Here is a 16,684-nt window from a genome sequence, read left to right as displayed (position 1 = left end):
TCCAGTTAATCCATCCTGGGCTTTCCGCAAAAGGAGATCACCATGTCGATTCAAAAAATGCGCCTCCAACGGGGCTGGTCGCAGCAGCAACTGGCCGATGCCAGTGGCTTGAGTGCGCGTACCGTGCAACGCATAGAGTCCGGCCATGCCGGAAGCGTGGAATCGATCAAGTCGCTCGCTGCGGTCTTTGAAGTCGATTTCTCAACTCTCGTATCGGAGGAAGCCATGACGGAACAAACCCCCAGCACGCAGTCCAGCCAGGAACGCATCGCATTCAGGAAGGCACGGCGCGTGCGCGACTACTACCTGCACCTCTTGATCTACCTGGCGGCAAATGCCGGATGCATCGCCATCAACCTGTTCACCAACCCGCAAACATTATGGTTTGTCGGCCTCAGCTTATTCTGGGGTATCGGGCTGCTGGCCCATACACTGCGGATCTTCGTGTTCGACCGGTATTTCGATGGACAATGGGAACGGGCCTATGTCGAGAAACTCCTGAAACGCCCGCTCTGAGCCGCGTCACCCCAGCTTGCTGAGTGCAAAGGCTGCGAGGAAGCCGGTCACGGTAATCAGGCCGGCAAAATCGTGGGTTTCCTCGAAGGCTTCCGGGATCATGGTGTCGACCAGCATCGCCAGCACGCCGCCCGCCGCCACTGCCGTGGTGGCCGCCACGACCTGCGGCGAGAAATGGCGGAATACCGAATAGCCGAGCAGGGCGGCCACGCTTGATGCGAGCGCAATGCCGCCCCAGATCCCGAAGATGTAATGCGGCGTCCGGCCGGACTGCTTCATGCCGGCCGCACTCGATAATCCCTCGGGAATATTCGACAGGAAGATCGCGGCCACGGCGACGGTGCTCACGCCGCTCCCGCCCAGCATCGACAGCCCGATGACGATCGATTCGGGAATGCCGTCGAGCAGGGCGCCGACGGCGATCGCGGTGGCGCTGCCGCCGTTCTCGTGTGCGGGCGGCTGGCATCCGGAACGCTTGCGGTGACGCGCGCCGCGGTGCGACAGCGCCCAGTTCGCGAGCGTGTACACGACGGCGCCGCCGAGGAAGCCGGTGGCGGTCGGGGCGAAGCCGCCGGTGTGGAAGGCGTGCTCCATCAGCTCGAACGAGAGCGCCGAGATCAGGACGCCGCTGCCGAAGGCCATGATGGCGGCAATCAGGCGCTGCGGCACCTTGAAACGGTAGCCGGCGTACGCTCCCAGCAGCAGCGCGCCACCCGCTACCAGTCCCCAGAATCCGGCCTGCAGCCACACTGGCAATCCAGTCATTAAATCTCCCGAGTCAATTGCCTTGATGATAACCCGGGCGCCTCCCGCACGAGGGTGAAAGGCAACCGTGGCTGGCGCCACGCCCCGCGCACGGGTCCATACATTGGTACAAAGATGGTTTCCTTCGAGGCATTTCTAGTCCATTATAGTTGCGTGGCGCCGGCCTGCAGCTGCGCGGTGCCCGATCAGCAATGAGGCGGGTGCAGCGCGCCGCCTTCGAGGTCGGCGCCGCGATTTCCGGCGGCGTGGCGCACCCGTTCCAGCGCTGGAACGAGCAGCGCATCTATCCGAAGGAGCGCTATGTCGAGTCCGAGCGCAAGTACGGCTACCTGGCCAAACTGTTTACCGTGTTCGGCATGCACGTGCACATCGGCGCCGGGTCGGCAGACGAGGCGGTGCGGCTGTGCGCGCCGCTGTTCGTGGCCCTGTCGAGCAACTCGCCGTGCTGGCAGGGCGAGGTCTCGGGCTTCTGCAGTTCGCGCAGCAACCTGGTGGGCGCTTTCCCGATGAGCGGCATCCAGCCGCACGAACTGCGCAGCTGGCAGGATTTCCGCGCCTATTTCGACCGGCTGGCAGGTTTCGGCATCGTCAACAGCATCAAGGATTTTTACTGGGACGTGCGGCCCAAGCCCGAATACGGCACCATCGAGCTGCGCGTGCTCGACACCCCGCTCAAGCCCGTCTATGCCGCGGCGCTGGCCTGCTATGCGCGCGAACTGTGCCTCGAGTTCGCGGCGCAGCCGGGACAGTGGCCATCCAACGGCAGCCGTGAACTGTATGCCTGGAGCCGCTTCAATGCCGCGCGCGACGGCGTCGAAGGCAGCTGGATCGATCCCGAAACCGGCGTGCCGGTGCCGATTGCGCAAGTGATCCGGGCCGACCTGGCGCGCCTGGCGCGGCGCTCGGTCGACCCCGGGTTTGGCGAAGCCTGTACCGTCATCGAGGCCCTGATCCAGGACGGTGGCCAGGCCGGCTGGCTGCGCAGCCACCTTGCGTCCGGCGGCGGCATGAACGACCTGGCGCGGGTGGCCAGCGAGCTGTTCGACAGCGATTCCTGATCCCAGCGCACGAATCCGGCCTTGATTATTGCGTGGTAGACACAAATCCGCCCGATCGGTAGACTCGGCTGGATGGCAATCCTGCCATGTTCACCATGGGAGCCAGAACAAATGGAAGCAAGCGCACACCGGTCTCCGGTCCTGAAGAACCTGCTGGCGGTGATCGCCGGCTTCGCCATCGGCAGTATCGTCAACATGGGACTCGTCAACCTGAGCGGGCACTTGATCCCGCCGCCCACGGGCGGGGACGTCGCCACCATGGAAGGCTTGCAGGCTACGATGCATCTGTTCGAGCCCCGCCACTTCCTGATTCCGTTCCTGGCGCATGCCCTCGGCACGCTGGTGGGCGCGGCGGTGGCAGCGCGCATCGCGGGCAGCAGGCCGTTCACTTTCGCCATGGTGATCGGGGCGATGTTCTTTGCCGGCGGGGTCGGCGCGGCGGCCATGCTGCCCGCGCCGCTGTGGTTCGAGGCGCTCGACCTGGTGCTGGCCTATTTCCCGATGGCGTGGCTCGGCTGGCGGCTCGGCGCACGCCGGGCCTGAGTCACCGCTAGAGCTGGGCCAGCGGCACCTTGCCGCCCTCGGGATCGGCATCGAGCACCTTGATCAGCCGGTCCAGGTCCTGCTCCATCCGCGCCAGTGTCGCCGCATCGAGGCTGGCGAGCGCGCCCGGGAGCACGCCGGCGAAGGGCAGCGGGGCGCTGCGCAGGACCGCCGTTCCGGCAGGCAGGACGCGCAATGCCACATTGCGCCGGTCGACACCTTCGCGGGCGGCGACGACGTAGCCGCGCTCGACCAGGCCGCGCACCAGGTTGCTGGCGGTGGACTGGTGGATGTCGAGCTCGCGTGCCAGCCCGGTGGCGCCGATGCCGGGCTGGCGTTCGATGACCGACAATGCCCATAGTTGCGCGCCGCCCAACCCGGCCTCGCGTTCGACCTGACGGAAATGGGTCTTGACCGCATTGAAGACGATACGGAACTGGCGCAGGACGCGCATGGATGAGGCGTCGTCGGCGGCGGACGCGGCCTGCAGGTCCGGCGTGTTGTCGGGCATAAGGTTTGGCATAGGGGCGGGCATCCGCGCATGATAGCGGAAACGCTGTTGCCGCGTTGCAGCGGGCCCGGCGTTTGCGCGCGCGTATCGTGGCGCGTCGCGCGCCGACTTGCGCTAGCATGGGTTCCATGAATCGGCTGCTGGCAGAACCGCTCTTGCGGCGCCGGCATATGGTGTCGCGCGCCGCCGTGGCAACCTTCCTGGCCGGGCTTGCGTTGACAGCCGTCCTGTTCGGCGTGGCCCGCCAGTTGGAGGCCGACAGCGCGCGCGCCGATTTCAGCCAGCGCACCGCGGTGCGCACCGCAGCGGTCACGCGCGCATTCTCCGAGGCCGTGTCCGACCTGCGTTCGCTGAACCTGCTGTTCGCCGCCAACGGCGGCGCCATCTCGCGCGATGCCTTCGATGCCTTCGCCCAGCCGCTCACGACGCGCAACGGCTACCTGCTCGCGCTTGAATACCACCGCTTCGTGAGCGCCGCCGAACGCCCGGCCTTCGAAGCCGAACGCCGGCGCTACTGGCCCGGCTTTGTCATCCGCGAGCGCGGGCCGGGCGGCCTGGTTCCCGCGGCGCCGCGCGAGCGCTACCTGGTCGCCGACTACATCGTCCCCATTGCGTCCAATGCCCCGGTGTATGGCTACGATGCCTGGTCCAATCCGCAGCAGCGCCAGTTTACCCAGCAGGCGATCGACACCGGACTGCCGACCGCCAGCCCCTTGCTGCGCCTGGTGCAGGGTGACGGCTCCCTGCGCGGCGTGCTGGTCACGATGCCGGTGTACCGTGGCGGCGCCGACCTTTCCAGCGAAACCGGACGCTGGCGGGCGACGCTCGGCTGCACCACGGTGGTGCTCGACGCCGCGCTGCTGGTCGGCGGCAGCCTGCATGCGGGGCGCCTGCTGAGCATGGGCGACTACACGCTGACCCTGTACGGCTACACCGGCGACGGCCGGCGCGTGGCCGTGTTCCGCCATCCGGGCGCGCCGGCCCCGCTGTCGCCGTTGGAGCGCTGGTTCGGCGGCGGGCCCGCCACCATCACGCGCAGCTTCGACGTGGCCGGCACCCGCTGGGAAATGGAGACGCAGCGCCTGACGCGTCGCCTGGACACCCAGGCCGGCTCGCTGTCCATCCTTGGATACGGGCTGTTCCTGAGCGGCGCCGCTGGCTGGCTGGTGCAGCAGCGCGGCGCGCGCACCCGACGCATCGAATCGCTGGTCGAACGGCGCACCGCCGACCTGGCCATGACCGCCGGCGCGCTGCGCCTGCACCAGCGCGCGATCGAGGCCGCGGCCAACCCCATCCTCATGATCAGCGCCACCCGGCCCGGCTACCCGATCGAATACGCGAACCCGTCCTGCGAACGCACCCTCGGCTATGGCGAGGGCGAGCTGGTGGGCATGCCGCTGGCGACGCTGGCGCGCCAGGGCAGCGACGAGCCCGGCCTGGAAGAGCTGCGCCAGGCGCTCTACGAATGCCGCAAGGGCCACGCGCTGGTGCGCCAGGCCGCGCGCGACGGGCGTGAACTGGTGAGCGAGGTCTATCTCGCACCGGTGAATGACGAATACGGCCGCACCGAGCATTTCGTGGTGACCACCTATGACGTCACGATGGCCAAGCGCTACGAGGCCGAGCTGGCGCACAGGGCGCGCTACGACACGCTTACCGGCCTGGCCAACCGCGCGCTGCTGTCCGACCGCATCGAGCGCGCTATCGCCGTAGCGAACGGCAATCCGGTGTGGACGGTGGCGCTCGACATCGATCACTTCAAGCTGATCAACGACACGCTCGGGCGTCGCCTCGGCGACGATGCGCTGCGCGCCATCGCGGCCCGCATCGCCGGCGCCATGCGCCAGGCCGACACCGCCGCGCGCACGGGCGGCGACGACTTCGTGCTGGTGCTGTGCGGCTGCCTCGACGAACGCCAGGCCGCGACCCAGGTGCAGGCGGTGCGCGACGCCATCGCCGAGCCGATGCCGATCCACGACCAGGTGCTGGTGTTCGGCTCCAGTGCCGGGGTGGCCGGCTATCCGGTCGACGGCGAGGACCCGGAAACCCTGGTCAAGCACGCCGAGGTGGCGATGTATCGCGCCAAGGAGACCGGCCGCAACGGCGTGCAGTTCTACGCCCCGCACATGAATGCGCACGCCACCGACCGCCTGGCCCTAGAAGGCGCCTTGCGCGGGGCCCTGCGCAACGACCAGTTCGAGCTCTATTTCCAGCCCCAGGTGGACCTGGGCAGCGGGCGCGTGGTCGGCACCGAGGCCCTGATCCGCTGGCGCCACCCGCACCTGGGCACGGTGCGGCCCGACCGCTTCATCGCGCTGGCCGAGGAGACCGGCCTGATCGTGCCGATCGGGGCCTGGGTGCTGCGCACCGCCTGCCGCCAAAACCAGCACTGGCAGCGCGCCGGCTTCGGCCCGCTGCGGGTGGGCGTCAACCTGTCGGCGCGCCAGTTTTCCGAACCCGACCTGGTGCAGACCGTGCAGCGGGTGCTGGACGAGACCGGCCTGGGCGCCGACTCGCTCGAGATCGAACTCACCGAGAGCATGATGATGGCCGACGTCGAATCGGCGATCGACACCATGCGCTGCCTGAAGGCCATGGGCGTGACCCTGTCGATCGACGATTTCGGCACGGGCTATTCGAGCCTGGCCTACCTCAAGCGCTTCCCGGTGGACGTGCTCAAGATCGACCAGTCCTTCGTGCGCGACATCGTCGGCAGCCCGGACGGCGCGGCCATGGTCGACGCCATCATCTCGCTTGCGCACGGACTGCGCATGCACGTGATCGCCGAAGGCGTCGAAACCCTCGCCCAGCTCGACTACCTTCGCGGCTGCGGCTGCGACGAGGTCCAAGGCCACATCTACGGCCGTCCCGGCAGGGTGGAGGACGTCGAGCCCCTGCTGCGCATGGGATGGATGGAGCCGACGCCGGAGCACGCCTGAGCTAGGCGGGACGCGTCGCATGCTGCCGGCGGGGCAAGCAGACCCCACCACACAGCCGGCATCGGCGTTTTGACATCCGTCAGCTATACTTGCTGCCTACGCAATGCTCACCATCTGTAACAGGCAGCAAGGATCTATATAGTGGACCAGGACGAGAAGACCGACACCCAGCAGGTCAGTACGCCGCGCGCGGGGCTCAAGCAGCATGGACAGCGCCTGTTCGAGGGAGCCGGAAACCGCGCCCGCAGCGGCTATTCGCTGGCTGCTGCCAGGCTGCGCGACCGGCCGCGCATCGAGCAGGTCGCCCTGGTCGGGCTGTGGACGCTGGCCGCCGGCCTGAGCGTCTTCTTCCTCTACCTGGTTATCCTGATCCCGCTCACGCCCGGCATCGACGACCTGCACCAGGCCCGTACCGCGCGCCCGAGCATCATCCTGTCCGCCGACGGCAAGGAGCTCGGCAGCTTCGAGAAGGGCCTGCAGGAGCGCATCAAGCTGTCGCAGGTGTCGCCGCACGTGGTCAAGGCCCTGATCTCGACCGAGGATCACCGCTTCTACGACCACCACGGCGTCGACTTCAAGCGCATCGGCGGCGCCCTGGTGGCCACCCTGAAGGGCGATTCGCAGGGCGGCTCGACCATCACCCAGCAGCTGGCACGCAACATGTTCCCGCAGGAGATCGGCCGCGCGCGCAGCATCAACCGCAAGATGAAAGAGCTGATCACGGCGATCAAGATCGAGAACACCTATAGCAAGACCGAGATCCTCGAGGCCTACCTCAACACCGTCCCTTTCCTGTACAACGCCTACGGCATCGAGATGGCCGCGCGTACCTATTTCGGCAAGCCGGCGCTGAAGCTGGACGTGCTGGAATCGGCGACCCTGGTCGGCATGCTCAAGGGCACCCACTACTACAACCCGGTGGCCAACCCGGAACGCTCAAAGCTGCGCCGCAACGTGGTGCTGTCGCAGATGGCCCGTCACGGCGCCTTCAGCGAAGAGCGCTACCGGCTACTTTCGAAACGTCCGCTGCGGGTGCGCTTCGCGCGCCTGAGCGACCGCAGCGGCAAGGACAGCCATTTCACCGCCCACGTGCGCAAATGGCTGCAGGACTGGGCCGACGAAAACGACTACGACCTGCAGCTCGACGGGCTGGTGGTGCACACCACGCTCGACCAGGGCTTGCAGGAGGCGGCCCAGCGCGCGGTGGAACGCCAGGCCAACACGCTGCAGGCGGTGGCCGACGTCGAATGGGCGGCATCGAGCATGCCGCGCTCCACCTCGAGCGGCATGTACACCTCGATGCGCAACGAGGTCAATCCGTTCTCGTATTACTGGGCCTCGCACCCGCGCGAACTGGACGCCTTCGTGCGCGAATCCGGCGACTACCGGCGCGCGGTGGAAGACGGCGAAGTGCCCGCCGCGGCGCTCAAGCGCCTGAAGGGCGACCGCAAGTTCATGGCCGAACTGAAAAGCGCCAAGTCGCGCCTCGAGGCGGGCTTCGTCGCGATGGACCCGAATACCGGCGAAGTGCGCGCCTGGATCGGCAGCCGCAGTTTCGAGCGCGACCAGTTCGACCACGTGGTGCAGGCCTCGCGCCAGCCGGGTTCCACCTTCAAGCCGATCGTCTACGCGGCCGCGCTGGAACGCGGCATCTCGCCCGACCAGACCTATCGCGATTCGGTGCAGGACATCCGCGTCGGTCCGGGCAAGGCCTGGCGCCCGACCGACATGAACGGCAGCAGCGGCGCCATGATGAGCATGCGCGACGGCCTGGTGTTCTCTAAGAACACCATCACCGCGCAGGTGATGCAGGAAGTCGGATTGAGCCCGATCGTCAGCCTGGCCCAAGGCATGGGCATCCGCCAGAGCAAACTGGAACAGGTGCCTTCGCTGGCGCTGGGCACCAGCCCGGTGACCTTGCTGGAAATGGTCAGCACCTACAGCACCATTGCGGCGCAAGGCGAATACCGCAAGCCGGTGTTCGTGCGCCGCATCACCGACCGCGAAGGCAAGCTGGTTGCCGACTTCGTGCCGGATGCACCGGAACGGGCGCTGTCGCAGGCCTCGGCCCTGAACCTGATCGACATGCTGCGCGGCGTGGTCAACCGCGGCACCGGCGGCGGCGTGCGCTACCGCTTCGGCCTGTATGGCGACGTGGCCGGCAAGACCGGCACCACCCAGAACAATACCGACGGCTGGTTCATCCTGATGCACCCGAACCTGGTGACCGGCGCCTGGGTGGGCTTCAACGACAACCGCGTGACCATGCGCAGCAGCTACTGGGGGCAGGGCGGCCACAACGCGCTGCTGCTGGTGGGCGACTTCATGCGCGGCGCCATCGAGGCCGGCAAGCTCGATCCGAACGCGCTGCTGCCCGGCGCGCGCGTCGCCCCGGCCCCGCGCCCAATCGAGGAGCCCGACGAAGAATTCGAGGAAGGGCCGGGCGACCTGCAGTTCGAGGAGGTCGAGGACCCGGCCATCGACCAGCAGCAGGAGCCGCAGCCCGAGCCGGAGATCGAGGTCGAGGACCAGGAACAGGAGCCTCCGCCACTGCCTGAAGTGATCCCGCCTCCGCCGACGGGCGAGAACGAGATTATCTGATCTTGATGCTGACTTGACTTGGGTTCCGGCCTGCGCCGGAAGTCGTTTCCCCCAGTGTGGGGGGATGACGTTTTTACAGCTTGTGGTTATAGTGAGGCCTTCTCATATCACAGTCAGTGGCACGTCAATCCGGCCAAGGCCCAATGCCAGTCACTTAAAACCCGCTGTCGACTCGTAGGGTGAGCAATTCGTCATTCAGGCCATTGGCCTGAATTACCTTGCCCACGCGTTCAAACCGCCGTGCTGCAGCCTGTGCAGCGGTTTACCTTGCAACTATCACTGCGTGGGGTAGTTCAGTCCACTGGACTGAACTACCCTGCCCACCCTACATTTCGTACTAACTGACTAGCATTGGGCCAAGGCCGGAATCCAAGTTCGGTAAGCACCGCTAGCGCGTAGCGTCAGCCGGTCCTCGCCCAGGTCCACCCCGCAGCAACGGATACGGATTCACCGCCCCCTCCACCCCATACACCCCGTAATGCAGGTGCGGCGGGGTGCTTGCCGCATTCCCCGTATTGCCCACATAGCCCAGCACCCGGCCTTCCTCGACCCGCATTCCGGCCACCACGTCCGAGAAACCGTCGAGGTGGGCATAGTAATGGCGCTGGCCGCCCGGCCCCAGCATCCATACCACCTGTCCGCCCAGGCGGTTGGTCCCGGTCCGCAGCACGATGCCTTCGGTGGCCGCCAGCACCGGCGTGCCGCGCTTGGCGAAGATGTCGATGCCCTCGTGGCGGCGCCCACCGCCGCGCTGCGCATGCCAGGTATCCCGCAAGCCCTTCGGGCGCACGCCGTCGACCGGCATGGCCAGGGCCGTCGGCGCCGGCATCGAGGCCAGGCGCATGGCGTACAGCCCATGGCGCAGCCAGGGACCGAGCAGGCCCCAGGCGGCGATCAGGAAAACGGCGATCAGGAGGCTGCGCAGGAAGGTCCGCATGGTTCGACGCGACGTGATCGCGGAGTAAATCAATACGCAACAGGTAAGGGCGAATCCCGGGATTTACAGGTTCAGGCGGGGTCGAGGCTGGTTTTGCCGGCTTGTGACGGCAGTTCCTGCCCAGGCGCAGGGGACACGCGCAGCGGGAACTCCAGCGTAAACCGGCAGCCCTTCCCGCGCCCCTCGCTGTGCACCGACACCTTGCCGCCATGCAGCGCGGTCAGTTCCTTGACCAGGGCCAGGCCGAGCCCGAGGCCGCCCTGGGCGCGGTCGATGCTGGTCGGGCCCTGCACCAGCACGTCGAAGATCAGCGGCAGCAGCTCGGGCGCGATGCCGATGCCGGTGTCGCTGACCTCGAGGACGACCTGTCCGGCGTCAAGCCGGCAGCGCACACCGATGCTGCCGCCCGCCGGCGTGTACTTGATGGCGTTGTGCAGCAGGTTGTCGACGATTTGCTCGAGCCGGGTGCGGTCGCCTTCGACCCAGGCGGCTTCGATGGCGACCTCCCAGTCGTGTTCGCCCGCATCGACCAGGCGCTTGGCTTCGACGCAGCTGCGCAGCACCTCGCCCAGGTCCACCGGAGCGCTCTGCAGGACGATCTTGCCGGACAAGATGCGCTGTACGTCCAGCAGGTCGTCCACGATGCGGGTCAGGTGGCGCATCTGGCGGCGGCTGATCTCGCGCGCATTGGCCGCGAGTTCCGGTTTCAGGTTGGGTATCTCCAGCACGCTCATGGCGCCGGAGATCGCCGCCAGCGGGTTGCGCAGCTCATGGCCGAGCATGGCCAGGAAGCCGTCCTTGGCGCTGCTCTGCGCCTCGGCCACGCGGCGGGCACGCTGTTCGCTCACCAGCAACTGCTCGCGTTCGTCCTGCAACGCCTGGCGCGCCGCGCTTTCGCGCGACAGGGCCTGGCTGGTGAAATGCAGGCCTTCCAGCAGGGCGTCGACTTCCTCGACCTTGGTGGGACGCGGATTGGCGATGGCGCCGCGTGCCAGCGAATTGGCGACACTACCGGCCTGCTGCAAGGCGGCCGACAGTTTGTTGCCGAGGAAGACCGCGATGAAGATGGCCAGGCCCATCAGGAGGATCAGCGCCAGGGTCGCGTAAGTGGCGGCGGTGCGCGCGGCCGATTCGATGTCGGCCACCGGCACGCCGATCACGACGCTCCAGCCGCTGACCGCCGAGCGCGTGTAGACGCCGTAGACCTCGAGGCCTTCGTGGGTCGTGTGGCGCAGCACGCCGTTGCCCGCATGCTGGGTCGCCGCGCGCATCTCGGGATGCATCGGCTTGCCGCTCGCGCTGGCGCCGTGGCGGTTGCGGGCGATGGTAACTCCCTTGGCGTCGAAGATTCCGACCAGCCAGGTCGGCTCCAGCGCGCGGTTGGTGAACACGCGTTCGAAATAGCGGGCGTCGAAAATCTGGCTGACGACATAGCGGCGCGCCTTGCCGGGCGGCGAGGGTACGTCGACCGACACCACCGGGCGCTGCGCCATCGGGCCGAAGAAATAGCCTGACACACGGGTCTTCCCGTTTCCGAGCACCTCGCCGGCATAACCGGCGCCGGACCCGCGCAAGACGCTGCCATACGGCACCAGGGTATTGAAGATCGGCACTCCCGCTTCATCGACCATGGTGGTCCACGACAGCGGATCGGATGCATTGATCCGGTGCGCCAGGCGGTAGACGCGCGGATAGTTCTGTTCGCCGAGGCTTTCGGAATTGGCAATCGTGCGCAGCAGCGCCTCGGCCACCGCGATCTCCCGGTCCACCAATAGGGCGGTGGCGCGCGCCGTTTCCTGCACGCGGTGGATGCGCGACTCGCGTTCCCAGTCCAGCAGCATTGATACGCCGATCCAGAACACCAGGATCACTGGGGCCAGGATAGCGGCAGCCATCAGGAACAGGTAGGTACGGGTCTTCATGCTGGCGTGACGGTGTCGGATCGCGAAGAAAGCTGCCGCAATTGTAAAATGGCAATATACGCAAGCTTAACAGCTCCTTTCTCCGTGCGGAAAGGATTTCTTATGCGCCCGCCGCTCTCCGGTACGGCAAGGCCGGGTCAGGAAATCGGCGTGCCGTCCGTGGTTTCCGCTCAAGGGTTGACGAAGCGCGGGCGCAGCGCAGCCGACGCATATTCGTTGGCCGCGGGCTGCTGCTCGCCACGCACGTCGCCCGGGGCCGCGGCATCCTGCAACAGCACGTGCTGCGGGCGCGGCGCCGTCGAGATCCCCAGTTCGTCGAACATGACCATGAGGTCGAGGTTGATCGCCTGCTGGGTATCCATGTACAGGCTGTAGTCGGTGTCGAGCATGGTGTAGACAATCTCGTACTCGATCCAGTTCTGGTCCACGGTCTTGAGGTGGGCCCGGTCGAACCTGGCCTTGTCGTGCTTGCCGACGATCTCGCGCACCCGGTCGGGAACCTGGGCCGCCAGTTCGCGCGGCGTGCCGGGGCTGGCACGCAGCGTGAACTGGATGCGGCGCGTCGTCATGCGCCGGAAGTTGAACACCGTCTGGCGCAGCAGTTCCGCGTTCGAGATGATGATCTGTTCGCCGCCGATCGCGCGCAGCCGGGTCGACTTCAGGCCGACGTGCTCCACGGTGCCGGAAATCTTGTCGACCGTGATCGAGTCGCCGACCTCGAAGGGCTTGTCGACGGCGATCGACATCGAGGCGAACAAATCGCCCAGGATGTTTTGCACGGCCAGCGCGATGGCCACGCCGCCGATGCCGAGGCTGGCAACGAAGGTGGTGACATTGATGCCCAGGTTGGACAGCAGTGCCAGCACGAACACCACCCACACGGTCGTCTGCAGCAGCCAGATGACGACGGTATGCGCGACCGTCACCTGCTGGTCGACGCCGCCGCGCTTGTGCTTCAGGAAATAGCTGCGCGAGCCGACTTTCACGGCACGGTGCAGGAACATTGCGATCTGGATGCCGAGCGTGAAGAACCACAGGTGGCTGATGCGCGCATTCCAGGGCTCGGGCAGGTCGAGCACGGACAGGCCGATCAGGATGGCGGTGGCGAAGATGGCGAAGGTGCCGGTGCGCGCCAGCGTCTTGATGAGGACCTGGGCGAACGGGCGGTGCTGGCATTCTTCGCTGAGCTTGCCGAGGCGCTTGCGGAAGAGCATCAGCGCGGCATGCATCAGCACGAAGCTGCCGATGGCGGCGCCGAGGGCGAACAGGCCATTGGCCAGGGAAATATCGAGGGACTGGAAAAAGACGGTGATTCTATTCAAACCAGGCTCCTTTCGGATGGGCCGGCGCAAGCAGCACATGCCGGACGCGAGAGACGGCTCAATGCGAGGGCAGGCGGCAGGCGGCGCACGGAGGCGGCCGTACCAGATTCAGTGCTGCTGGAGCACCTGCGGCGCTTGCCGCAGGCGGGCGTTACGGGGAATCGACCCGGGCGACGCCCGGGCCAGTCACCGCGAGGCGAGAATCAACGGCGTTTCAGGTGCTCGCGGACCTTGTCGGCGACCGGGCCCACCTGCTTGACGGCGTCTTCGAGCTGCTCCTTGCTGACGCCCAGCGCTTCGGTCCAATAGCGGACTTCCCACTCTTCGTGCACGTTGATGCGGCTGCGATCTTGTGCACCGGCTTTTTGCAGATTGTCGGACATGTTGGCTCCTGTTGACGGGTTCAACCCGACTATGCCAGCCGCCCGGGCGATGGTCAGTTAGGCATTTCACCTTTTGCTTGCATTTTTTGCACGCCCCAGGGTGGGAGAGCCTGCCGGGGCTGCGCCGGGGACTGGCTCCGCGACGGGGTTTTGAGGTACGCTTGCCATATCGGCATTATTGAGGACCATCCTGATGACTTACGACACCGCCCAGCCCGAACGCAGCGCCATCGATGCGCTGCCCGGCACCACCGTGCTCGATTTCGGCACCAACTGGTGCGGCTACTGCCGCGCCGCAGAGCCGCTGATCGACGAGGCCCTGCGCGGTGGCGAGCTGCGCCACGTGAAGGTCGAAGATGGCCCCGGCCGCGCGCTGGGGCGCTCGTTCCGCGTCAAGCTCTGGCCGACCGTGGTCGTGCTGAAAGACGGCCAGGAAGTCGCGCGCGTGGTGCGTCCGGTCTCCAGCGACGAAGTGCGCGTGGCGCTGGCACAGGCCGGTGCAGCATGACGGCAGCTGCACCGCATGTCCCCGCCAACAAGCCGCGCACTGTCCTGTTTGCGAGCCTGATCGGCACCACCATCGAGTTCTACGACTTCTATATTTATGCTACTGCCGCGGTACTGGTCTTCCCGCGGCTGTTCTTCCCGGCAGCCGACCCGGCCGCCGCCACCCTGCAGTCGCTGGCGACCTTCGCCATTGCCTTTTTCGCGCGCCCGGTGGGCTCGGCCGTGTTCGGCCACTTCGGCGACCGCGTCGGGCGTAAAGCGACTTTGGTCGCGGCGCTGCTCACCATGGGCATCTCGACGGTGCTGATCGGCCTGCTGCCGACCTATGCCTCGATCGGCACCGCGGCGCCGCTGCTGCTGGCGCTGTGCCGCTTCGGCCAGGGCCTTGGCCTCGGCGGCGAGTGGGGCGGGGCGGTGCTGCTCGCCACCGAGAACGCCCCGCCCGGCAAGCGCGCCTGGTACGGCATGTTCCCCCAGCTGGGCGCACCGATCGGCTTCTTCCTGTCGGGCGGCACCTTCCTGCTGCTGGGCCAGCTGATGAGCGACGCCGATTTCTTCAGCTACGGCTGGCGCATTCCCTTCCTGGCCAGCGCGCTGCTGGTCATCGTCGGCCTGTACGTGCGCCTGAAGATCACCGAGACCCCGGATTTCCAGAAGGTGCTGGACCGTAACGAGCGGGTGAAAGTGCCGGTGCTGGCGGTATTGGGCGAGCACCGCCGCGCCCTGGTGCTCGGCACCATCATCGCGGTCTCGACCTTCGTCGTGTTCTACCTGATGACGGTGTTCGCCCTGAGCTGGGGCACGACCAAACTGGGCTTCTCGCGCCAGCAATTCCTGACCATGCAGCTGGTCGCGGTGGTGTTCTTCGGCCTGACCATCCCGCCCTCGGCGCTGCTGGCGGACCGGTACGGCCGGCGCGCCGCGATGATACTGGTCAGTGCGGCGATTGCCCTGTTCGGCCTGCTATTCGGTCCGTTGTTCGGCGCCGGCACCTTGATGGCGGTCGGCGCCTTCATGATCCTCGGGATGTGCCTGGTGGGTTTCACCTACGGCCCGCTGGGAACCCTGCTGGCCGAGCTGTTCCCGCCCGAGGTGCGCTACACCGGCGCCTCGCTCACCTTCAACCTGGCCGGCATCCTGGGCGCTTCGCTCGCGCCCTATGCGGCGACCTGGCTGGCGACCAATTACGGCCTGCCCTGGGTCGGTTACTACCTGTCCGCCGCCGCACTGCTCAGCCTGTTCGCACTGCTGCTGATCGGCAAAGGAGGAAGCAAGGGCAAGCTTCAGCAGAAAATGGCCTGAAGTAAATACTGCTTGCCAATATGCATATGCCTGCACCAGAATGTTTGGCTCGTACTTACATTCCGGGAGTCCCGTGCAGCAGGCAAATAACAGGCAGGGAGAAGCCGTCCAGGTTGCGGCGCTCGAACGCGAGGCGCTGCAGGCGGGCGCACGAGGCGATGCCCAGCGCGCCAACCGCTTGTGGCAAAGCATCCTTGCCCAGGCGCCCGACCATCCGCGCGCCTTGCGTTCACTGTCGCATGCAGCCTTCCAGGCCGGCGACAGGGCGCAGGCGCGCATCCTGCTCGAACGCCTGGTGGCAGTCGATGGGCGCGATGTCCAGCAATGGCTGAACCTGGCGGTGGTCTGCCTGGCGATGGGGGACGACACCGGCGAGGAAGCCGCGATTCGCGGCGCATTGACGGTCGACGCCTACGACCTGGTCGCGCTGCTGATGCGCAGCCGCCTGTACATCCGCCAGGGCAAGCGCCAGGCCGCGGCCGCGGCCTGTGCCGCGGTGGCGGCGGTGGCGCCGCCGCTGCAGTCGCTGGCGCCGGACCTGCAGCCGGCCGTGCGCGAGGCGCTGGCCTGGCACGAAGCCTACAGTCGCGAATTCGGCAGCTACCTGGACGATTTCCTGGCGCCGCACCTGAAGGCGCTCGATGGTGAAAACCTGGGGCGTTTCCGCGATTCGCTCGACGTCATGGTTGGCCGCAAGCGCCGCTACGACTCGCAGCCGGCCATGTTCCATTACCAGGGCCTGGCCCCGGTCAGCTTCTTCGAGCGCGCGGATTTTCCCTGGCTGGATGCCTTCGAGGCCGCCACCGGCGCCATCCGCGACGAATTCCTGGCCGTGATGGGATCCAGCGAGGGCTTCTCGCCGTATATCAATTATGGTGACGACCAGCCGCTGGCCCAATGGGCGGAACTGAACCGCTCGCCGAGCTGGAATGCCTTCCGCCTGATCGACAATGGCGAGCCGGTAGCCGGCAATGCCGGACGCTGCCCGCGCACGATGGCCGTGCTGGGCGGCGCGCCGCAGCCGGACCAGCCGGGACGCACGCCGAGCGCGATGTTTTCGGTATTGAAACCGCGGACTAAGATCCCGCCGCACACCGGCGTGAGCAACGTGCGCCTGGTGACCCATTTGCCGCTGATTGTGCCGGCCGATTGCGGCTTCCGGGTCGGGAACGATACGCGGCTGTGGGAGGAGGGCAAGGCCTGGGTATTCGACGACACCATCGAACACGAAGCCTGGAACAATAGCGAGCAAATGCGCGTGGTCCTGATCTTCGACATCTGGCACCCGGGGCTGTCGCAGGCCGAACGCGCGATGGTCACGGCCATGAGCGCCGGCATCAACGCGTTCACGCAGACGGCCGGCGGATTTCAGCTATAA

At 66.8% G+C, this 16,684-nt stretch carries 14 protein-coding genes; 8 read left to right on the top strand and 6 right to left on the bottom strand.

Annotated elements, in window-relative coordinates; translation table 11 throughout:
* Window positions 1-42: 42 nt before the first annotated feature.
* Entirely contained in the window at window positions 43-516 is a 474-nt protein-coding gene (locus HGB41_RS00710; protein WP_171080060.1) for a helix-turn-helix domain-containing protein, read from the top strand.
* Between the two features lie 6 nt (window positions 517-522).
* On the opposite strand, the gene HGB41_RS00705 is transcribed toward HGB41_RS00710, so the two are convergent.
* On the bottom strand, window positions 523-1,281 hold the full coding sequence (locus HGB41_RS00705; protein ID WP_171080058.1) for a ZIP family metal transporter: 759 nt from the start codon (window positions 1,279-1,281) through the stop codon (window positions 523-525).
* Window positions 1,282-1,472: 191 nt separating this feature from the next.
* On the opposite strand from HGB41_RS00705, the gene HGB41_RS00700 reads away from it, so the two are divergent.
* Both HGB41_RS00700 and HGB41_RS00695 read left to right on the top strand, forming a co-directional pair.
* Window positions 1,473-2,339, top strand: coding sequence for a YbdK family carboxylate-amine ligase (locus HGB41_RS00700; protein ID WP_171080056.1), 867 nt, complete (start codon window positions 1,473-1,475; stop codon window positions 2,337-2,339).
* A gap of 111 nt (window positions 2,340-2,450) precedes the next feature.
* Window positions 2,451-2,882 (top strand): hypothetical protein, encoded by a 432-nt coding sequence (locus HGB41_RS00695; RefSeq protein WP_171080054.1) that lies wholly within the window; start codon window positions 2,451-2,453, stop codon window positions 2,880-2,882.
* Window positions 2,883-2,889: 7 nt separating this feature from the next.
* On the opposite strand, the gene HGB41_RS00690 is transcribed toward HGB41_RS00695, so the two are convergent.
* A complete protein-coding gene (locus HGB41_RS00690; RefSeq protein WP_229422638.1) occupies window positions 2,890-3,405 on the bottom strand; it encodes a MarR family winged helix-turn-helix transcriptional regulator in 516 nt (171 codons plus the stop codon).
* A 107-nt stretch (window positions 3,406-3,512) separates the two neighbouring features.
* Here HGB41_RS00690 and HGB41_RS00685 point away from each other — a divergent pair, with 107 nt between their 5' ends.
* A complete protein-coding gene (locus HGB41_RS00685; protein WP_229422636.1) occupies window positions 3,513-6,332 on the top strand; it encodes a bifunctional diguanylate cyclase/phosphodiesterase in 2,820 nt (939 codons plus the stop codon).
* Between the two features lie 141 nt (window positions 6,333-6,473).
* Entirely contained in the window at window positions 6,474-8,933 is a 2,460-nt protein-coding gene (locus tag HGB41_RS00680) for a penicillin-binding protein 1A (RefSeq protein ID WP_171080052.1), read from the top strand.
* A 388-nt stretch (window positions 8,934-9,321) separates the two neighbouring features.
* On the opposite strand, the gene HGB41_RS00675 is transcribed toward HGB41_RS00680, so the two are convergent.
* The 4 genes from HGB41_RS00675 to HGB41_RS00660 all read right to left on the bottom strand — a co-directional run bounded on the left by HGB41_RS00675 (window position 9,322) and on the right by HGB41_RS00660 (window position 13,497).
* Window positions 9,322-9,870, bottom strand: a complete 549-nt coding sequence (locus HGB41_RS00675) for a M23 family metallopeptidase (RefSeq protein ID WP_171080043.1) — start codon at window positions 9,868-9,870, stop codon at window positions 9,322-9,324.
* A gap of 71 nt (window positions 9,871-9,941) precedes the next feature.
* Window positions 9,942-11,792 (bottom strand): sensor histidine kinase, encoded by a 1,851-nt coding sequence (locus tag HGB41_RS00670; protein ID WP_171080041.1) that lies wholly within the window; start codon window positions 11,790-11,792, stop codon window positions 9,942-9,944.
* Window positions 11,793-11,962: 170 nt separating this feature from the next.
* Window positions 11,963-13,114: a mechanosensitive ion channel family protein gene (locus tag HGB41_RS00665; RefSeq protein ID WP_229422635.1), complete on the bottom strand. Its 1,152-nt coding sequence runs from the start codon at window positions 13,112-13,114 to the stop codon at window positions 11,963-11,965.
* Window positions 13,115-13,317: 203 nt separating this feature from the next.
* Window positions 13,318-13,497, bottom strand: coding sequence for a DUF3606 domain-containing protein (locus tag HGB41_RS00660; RefSeq protein ID WP_171080036.1), 180 nt, complete (start codon window positions 13,495-13,497; stop codon window positions 13,318-13,320).
* A 193-nt stretch (window positions 13,498-13,690) separates the two neighbouring features.
* On the opposite strand from HGB41_RS00660, the gene HGB41_RS00655 reads away from it, so the two are divergent.
* The 3 genes from HGB41_RS00655 to HGB41_RS00645 all read left to right on the top strand — a co-directional run bounded on the left by HGB41_RS00655 (window position 13,691) and on the right by HGB41_RS00645 (window position 16,684).
* Complete coding sequence (locus HGB41_RS00655) at window positions 13,691-14,005, top strand: thioredoxin family protein (RefSeq protein WP_171080033.1); 315 nt, start codon at window positions 13,691-13,693, stop codon at window positions 14,003-14,005.
* Complete coding sequence (locus HGB41_RS00650) at window positions 14,002-15,306, top strand: MFS transporter (RefSeq protein WP_171080031.1); 1,305 nt, start codon at window positions 14,002-14,004, stop codon at window positions 15,304-15,306. Before HGB41_RS00655 ends, HGB41_RS00650 begins: the two co-directional genes overlap by 4 nt.
* Window positions 15,307-15,379: 73 nt before the next feature.
* Entirely contained in the window at window positions 15,380-16,684 is a 1,305-nt protein-coding gene (locus HGB41_RS00645) for an aspartyl/asparaginyl beta-hydroxylase domain-containing protein (protein ID WP_371868402.1), read from the top strand.

It is taken from the genome of Telluria aromaticivorans (genome assembly GCF_013003915.1).
GTDB classification, from domain to species: Bacteria; Pseudomonadota; Gammaproteobacteria; order Burkholderiales; family Burkholderiaceae_D; genus Telluria; species Telluria aromaticivorans.
This window is presented reverse-complemented; position numbering and strand designations above follow the sequence as displayed.

What these genes read in the sequence shown, in the direction of transcription:
- HGB41_RS00710 (WP_171080060.1), top strand. Translation starts at nt 43, where the DNA reads ATGTCGATTCAAAAAATGCGCCTCCAACGGGGCTGGTCGCAGCAGCAA.
- HGB41_RS00705 (WP_171080058.1), bottom strand. Translation starts at nt 1,281, where the DNA reads ATGACTGGATTGCCAGTGTGGCTGCAGGCCGGATTCTGGGGACTGGTA.
- HGB41_RS00700 (WP_171080056.1), top strand. Translation starts at nt 1,473, where the DNA reads ATGAGGCGGGTGCAGCGCGCCGCCTTCGAGGTCGGCGCCGCGATTTCC.
- HGB41_RS00695 (WP_171080054.1), top strand. Translation starts at nt 2,451, where the DNA reads ATGGAAGCAAGCGCACACCGGTCTCCGGTCCTGAAGAACCTGCTGGCG.
- HGB41_RS00690 (WP_229422638.1), bottom strand. Translation starts at nt 3,405, where the DNA reads ATGCCAAACCTTATGCCCGACAACACGCCGGACCTGCAGGCCGCGTCC.
- HGB41_RS00685 (WP_229422636.1), top strand. Translation starts at nt 3,513, where the DNA reads ATGGGTTCCATGAATCGGCTGCTGGCAGAACCGCTCTTGCGGCGCCGG.
- HGB41_RS00675 (WP_171080043.1), bottom strand. Translation starts at nt 9,870, where the DNA reads ATGCGGACCTTCCTGCGCAGCCTCCTGATCGCCGTTTTCCTGATCGCC.
- HGB41_RS00670 (WP_171080041.1), bottom strand. Translation starts at nt 11,792, where the DNA reads ATGAAGACCCGTACCTACCTGTTCCTGATGGCTGCCGCTATCCTGGCC.
- HGB41_RS00660 (WP_171080036.1), bottom strand. Translation starts at nt 13,497, where the DNA reads ATGTCCGACAATCTGCAAAAAGCCGGTGCACAAGATCGCAGCCGCATC.
- HGB41_RS00655 (WP_171080033.1), top strand. Translation starts at nt 13,691, where the DNA reads ATGACTTACGACACCGCCCAGCCCGAACGCAGCGCCATCGATGCGCTG.
- HGB41_RS00650 (WP_171080031.1), top strand. Translation starts at nt 14,002, where the DNA reads ATGACGGCAGCTGCACCGCATGTCCCCGCCAACAAGCCGCGCACTGTC.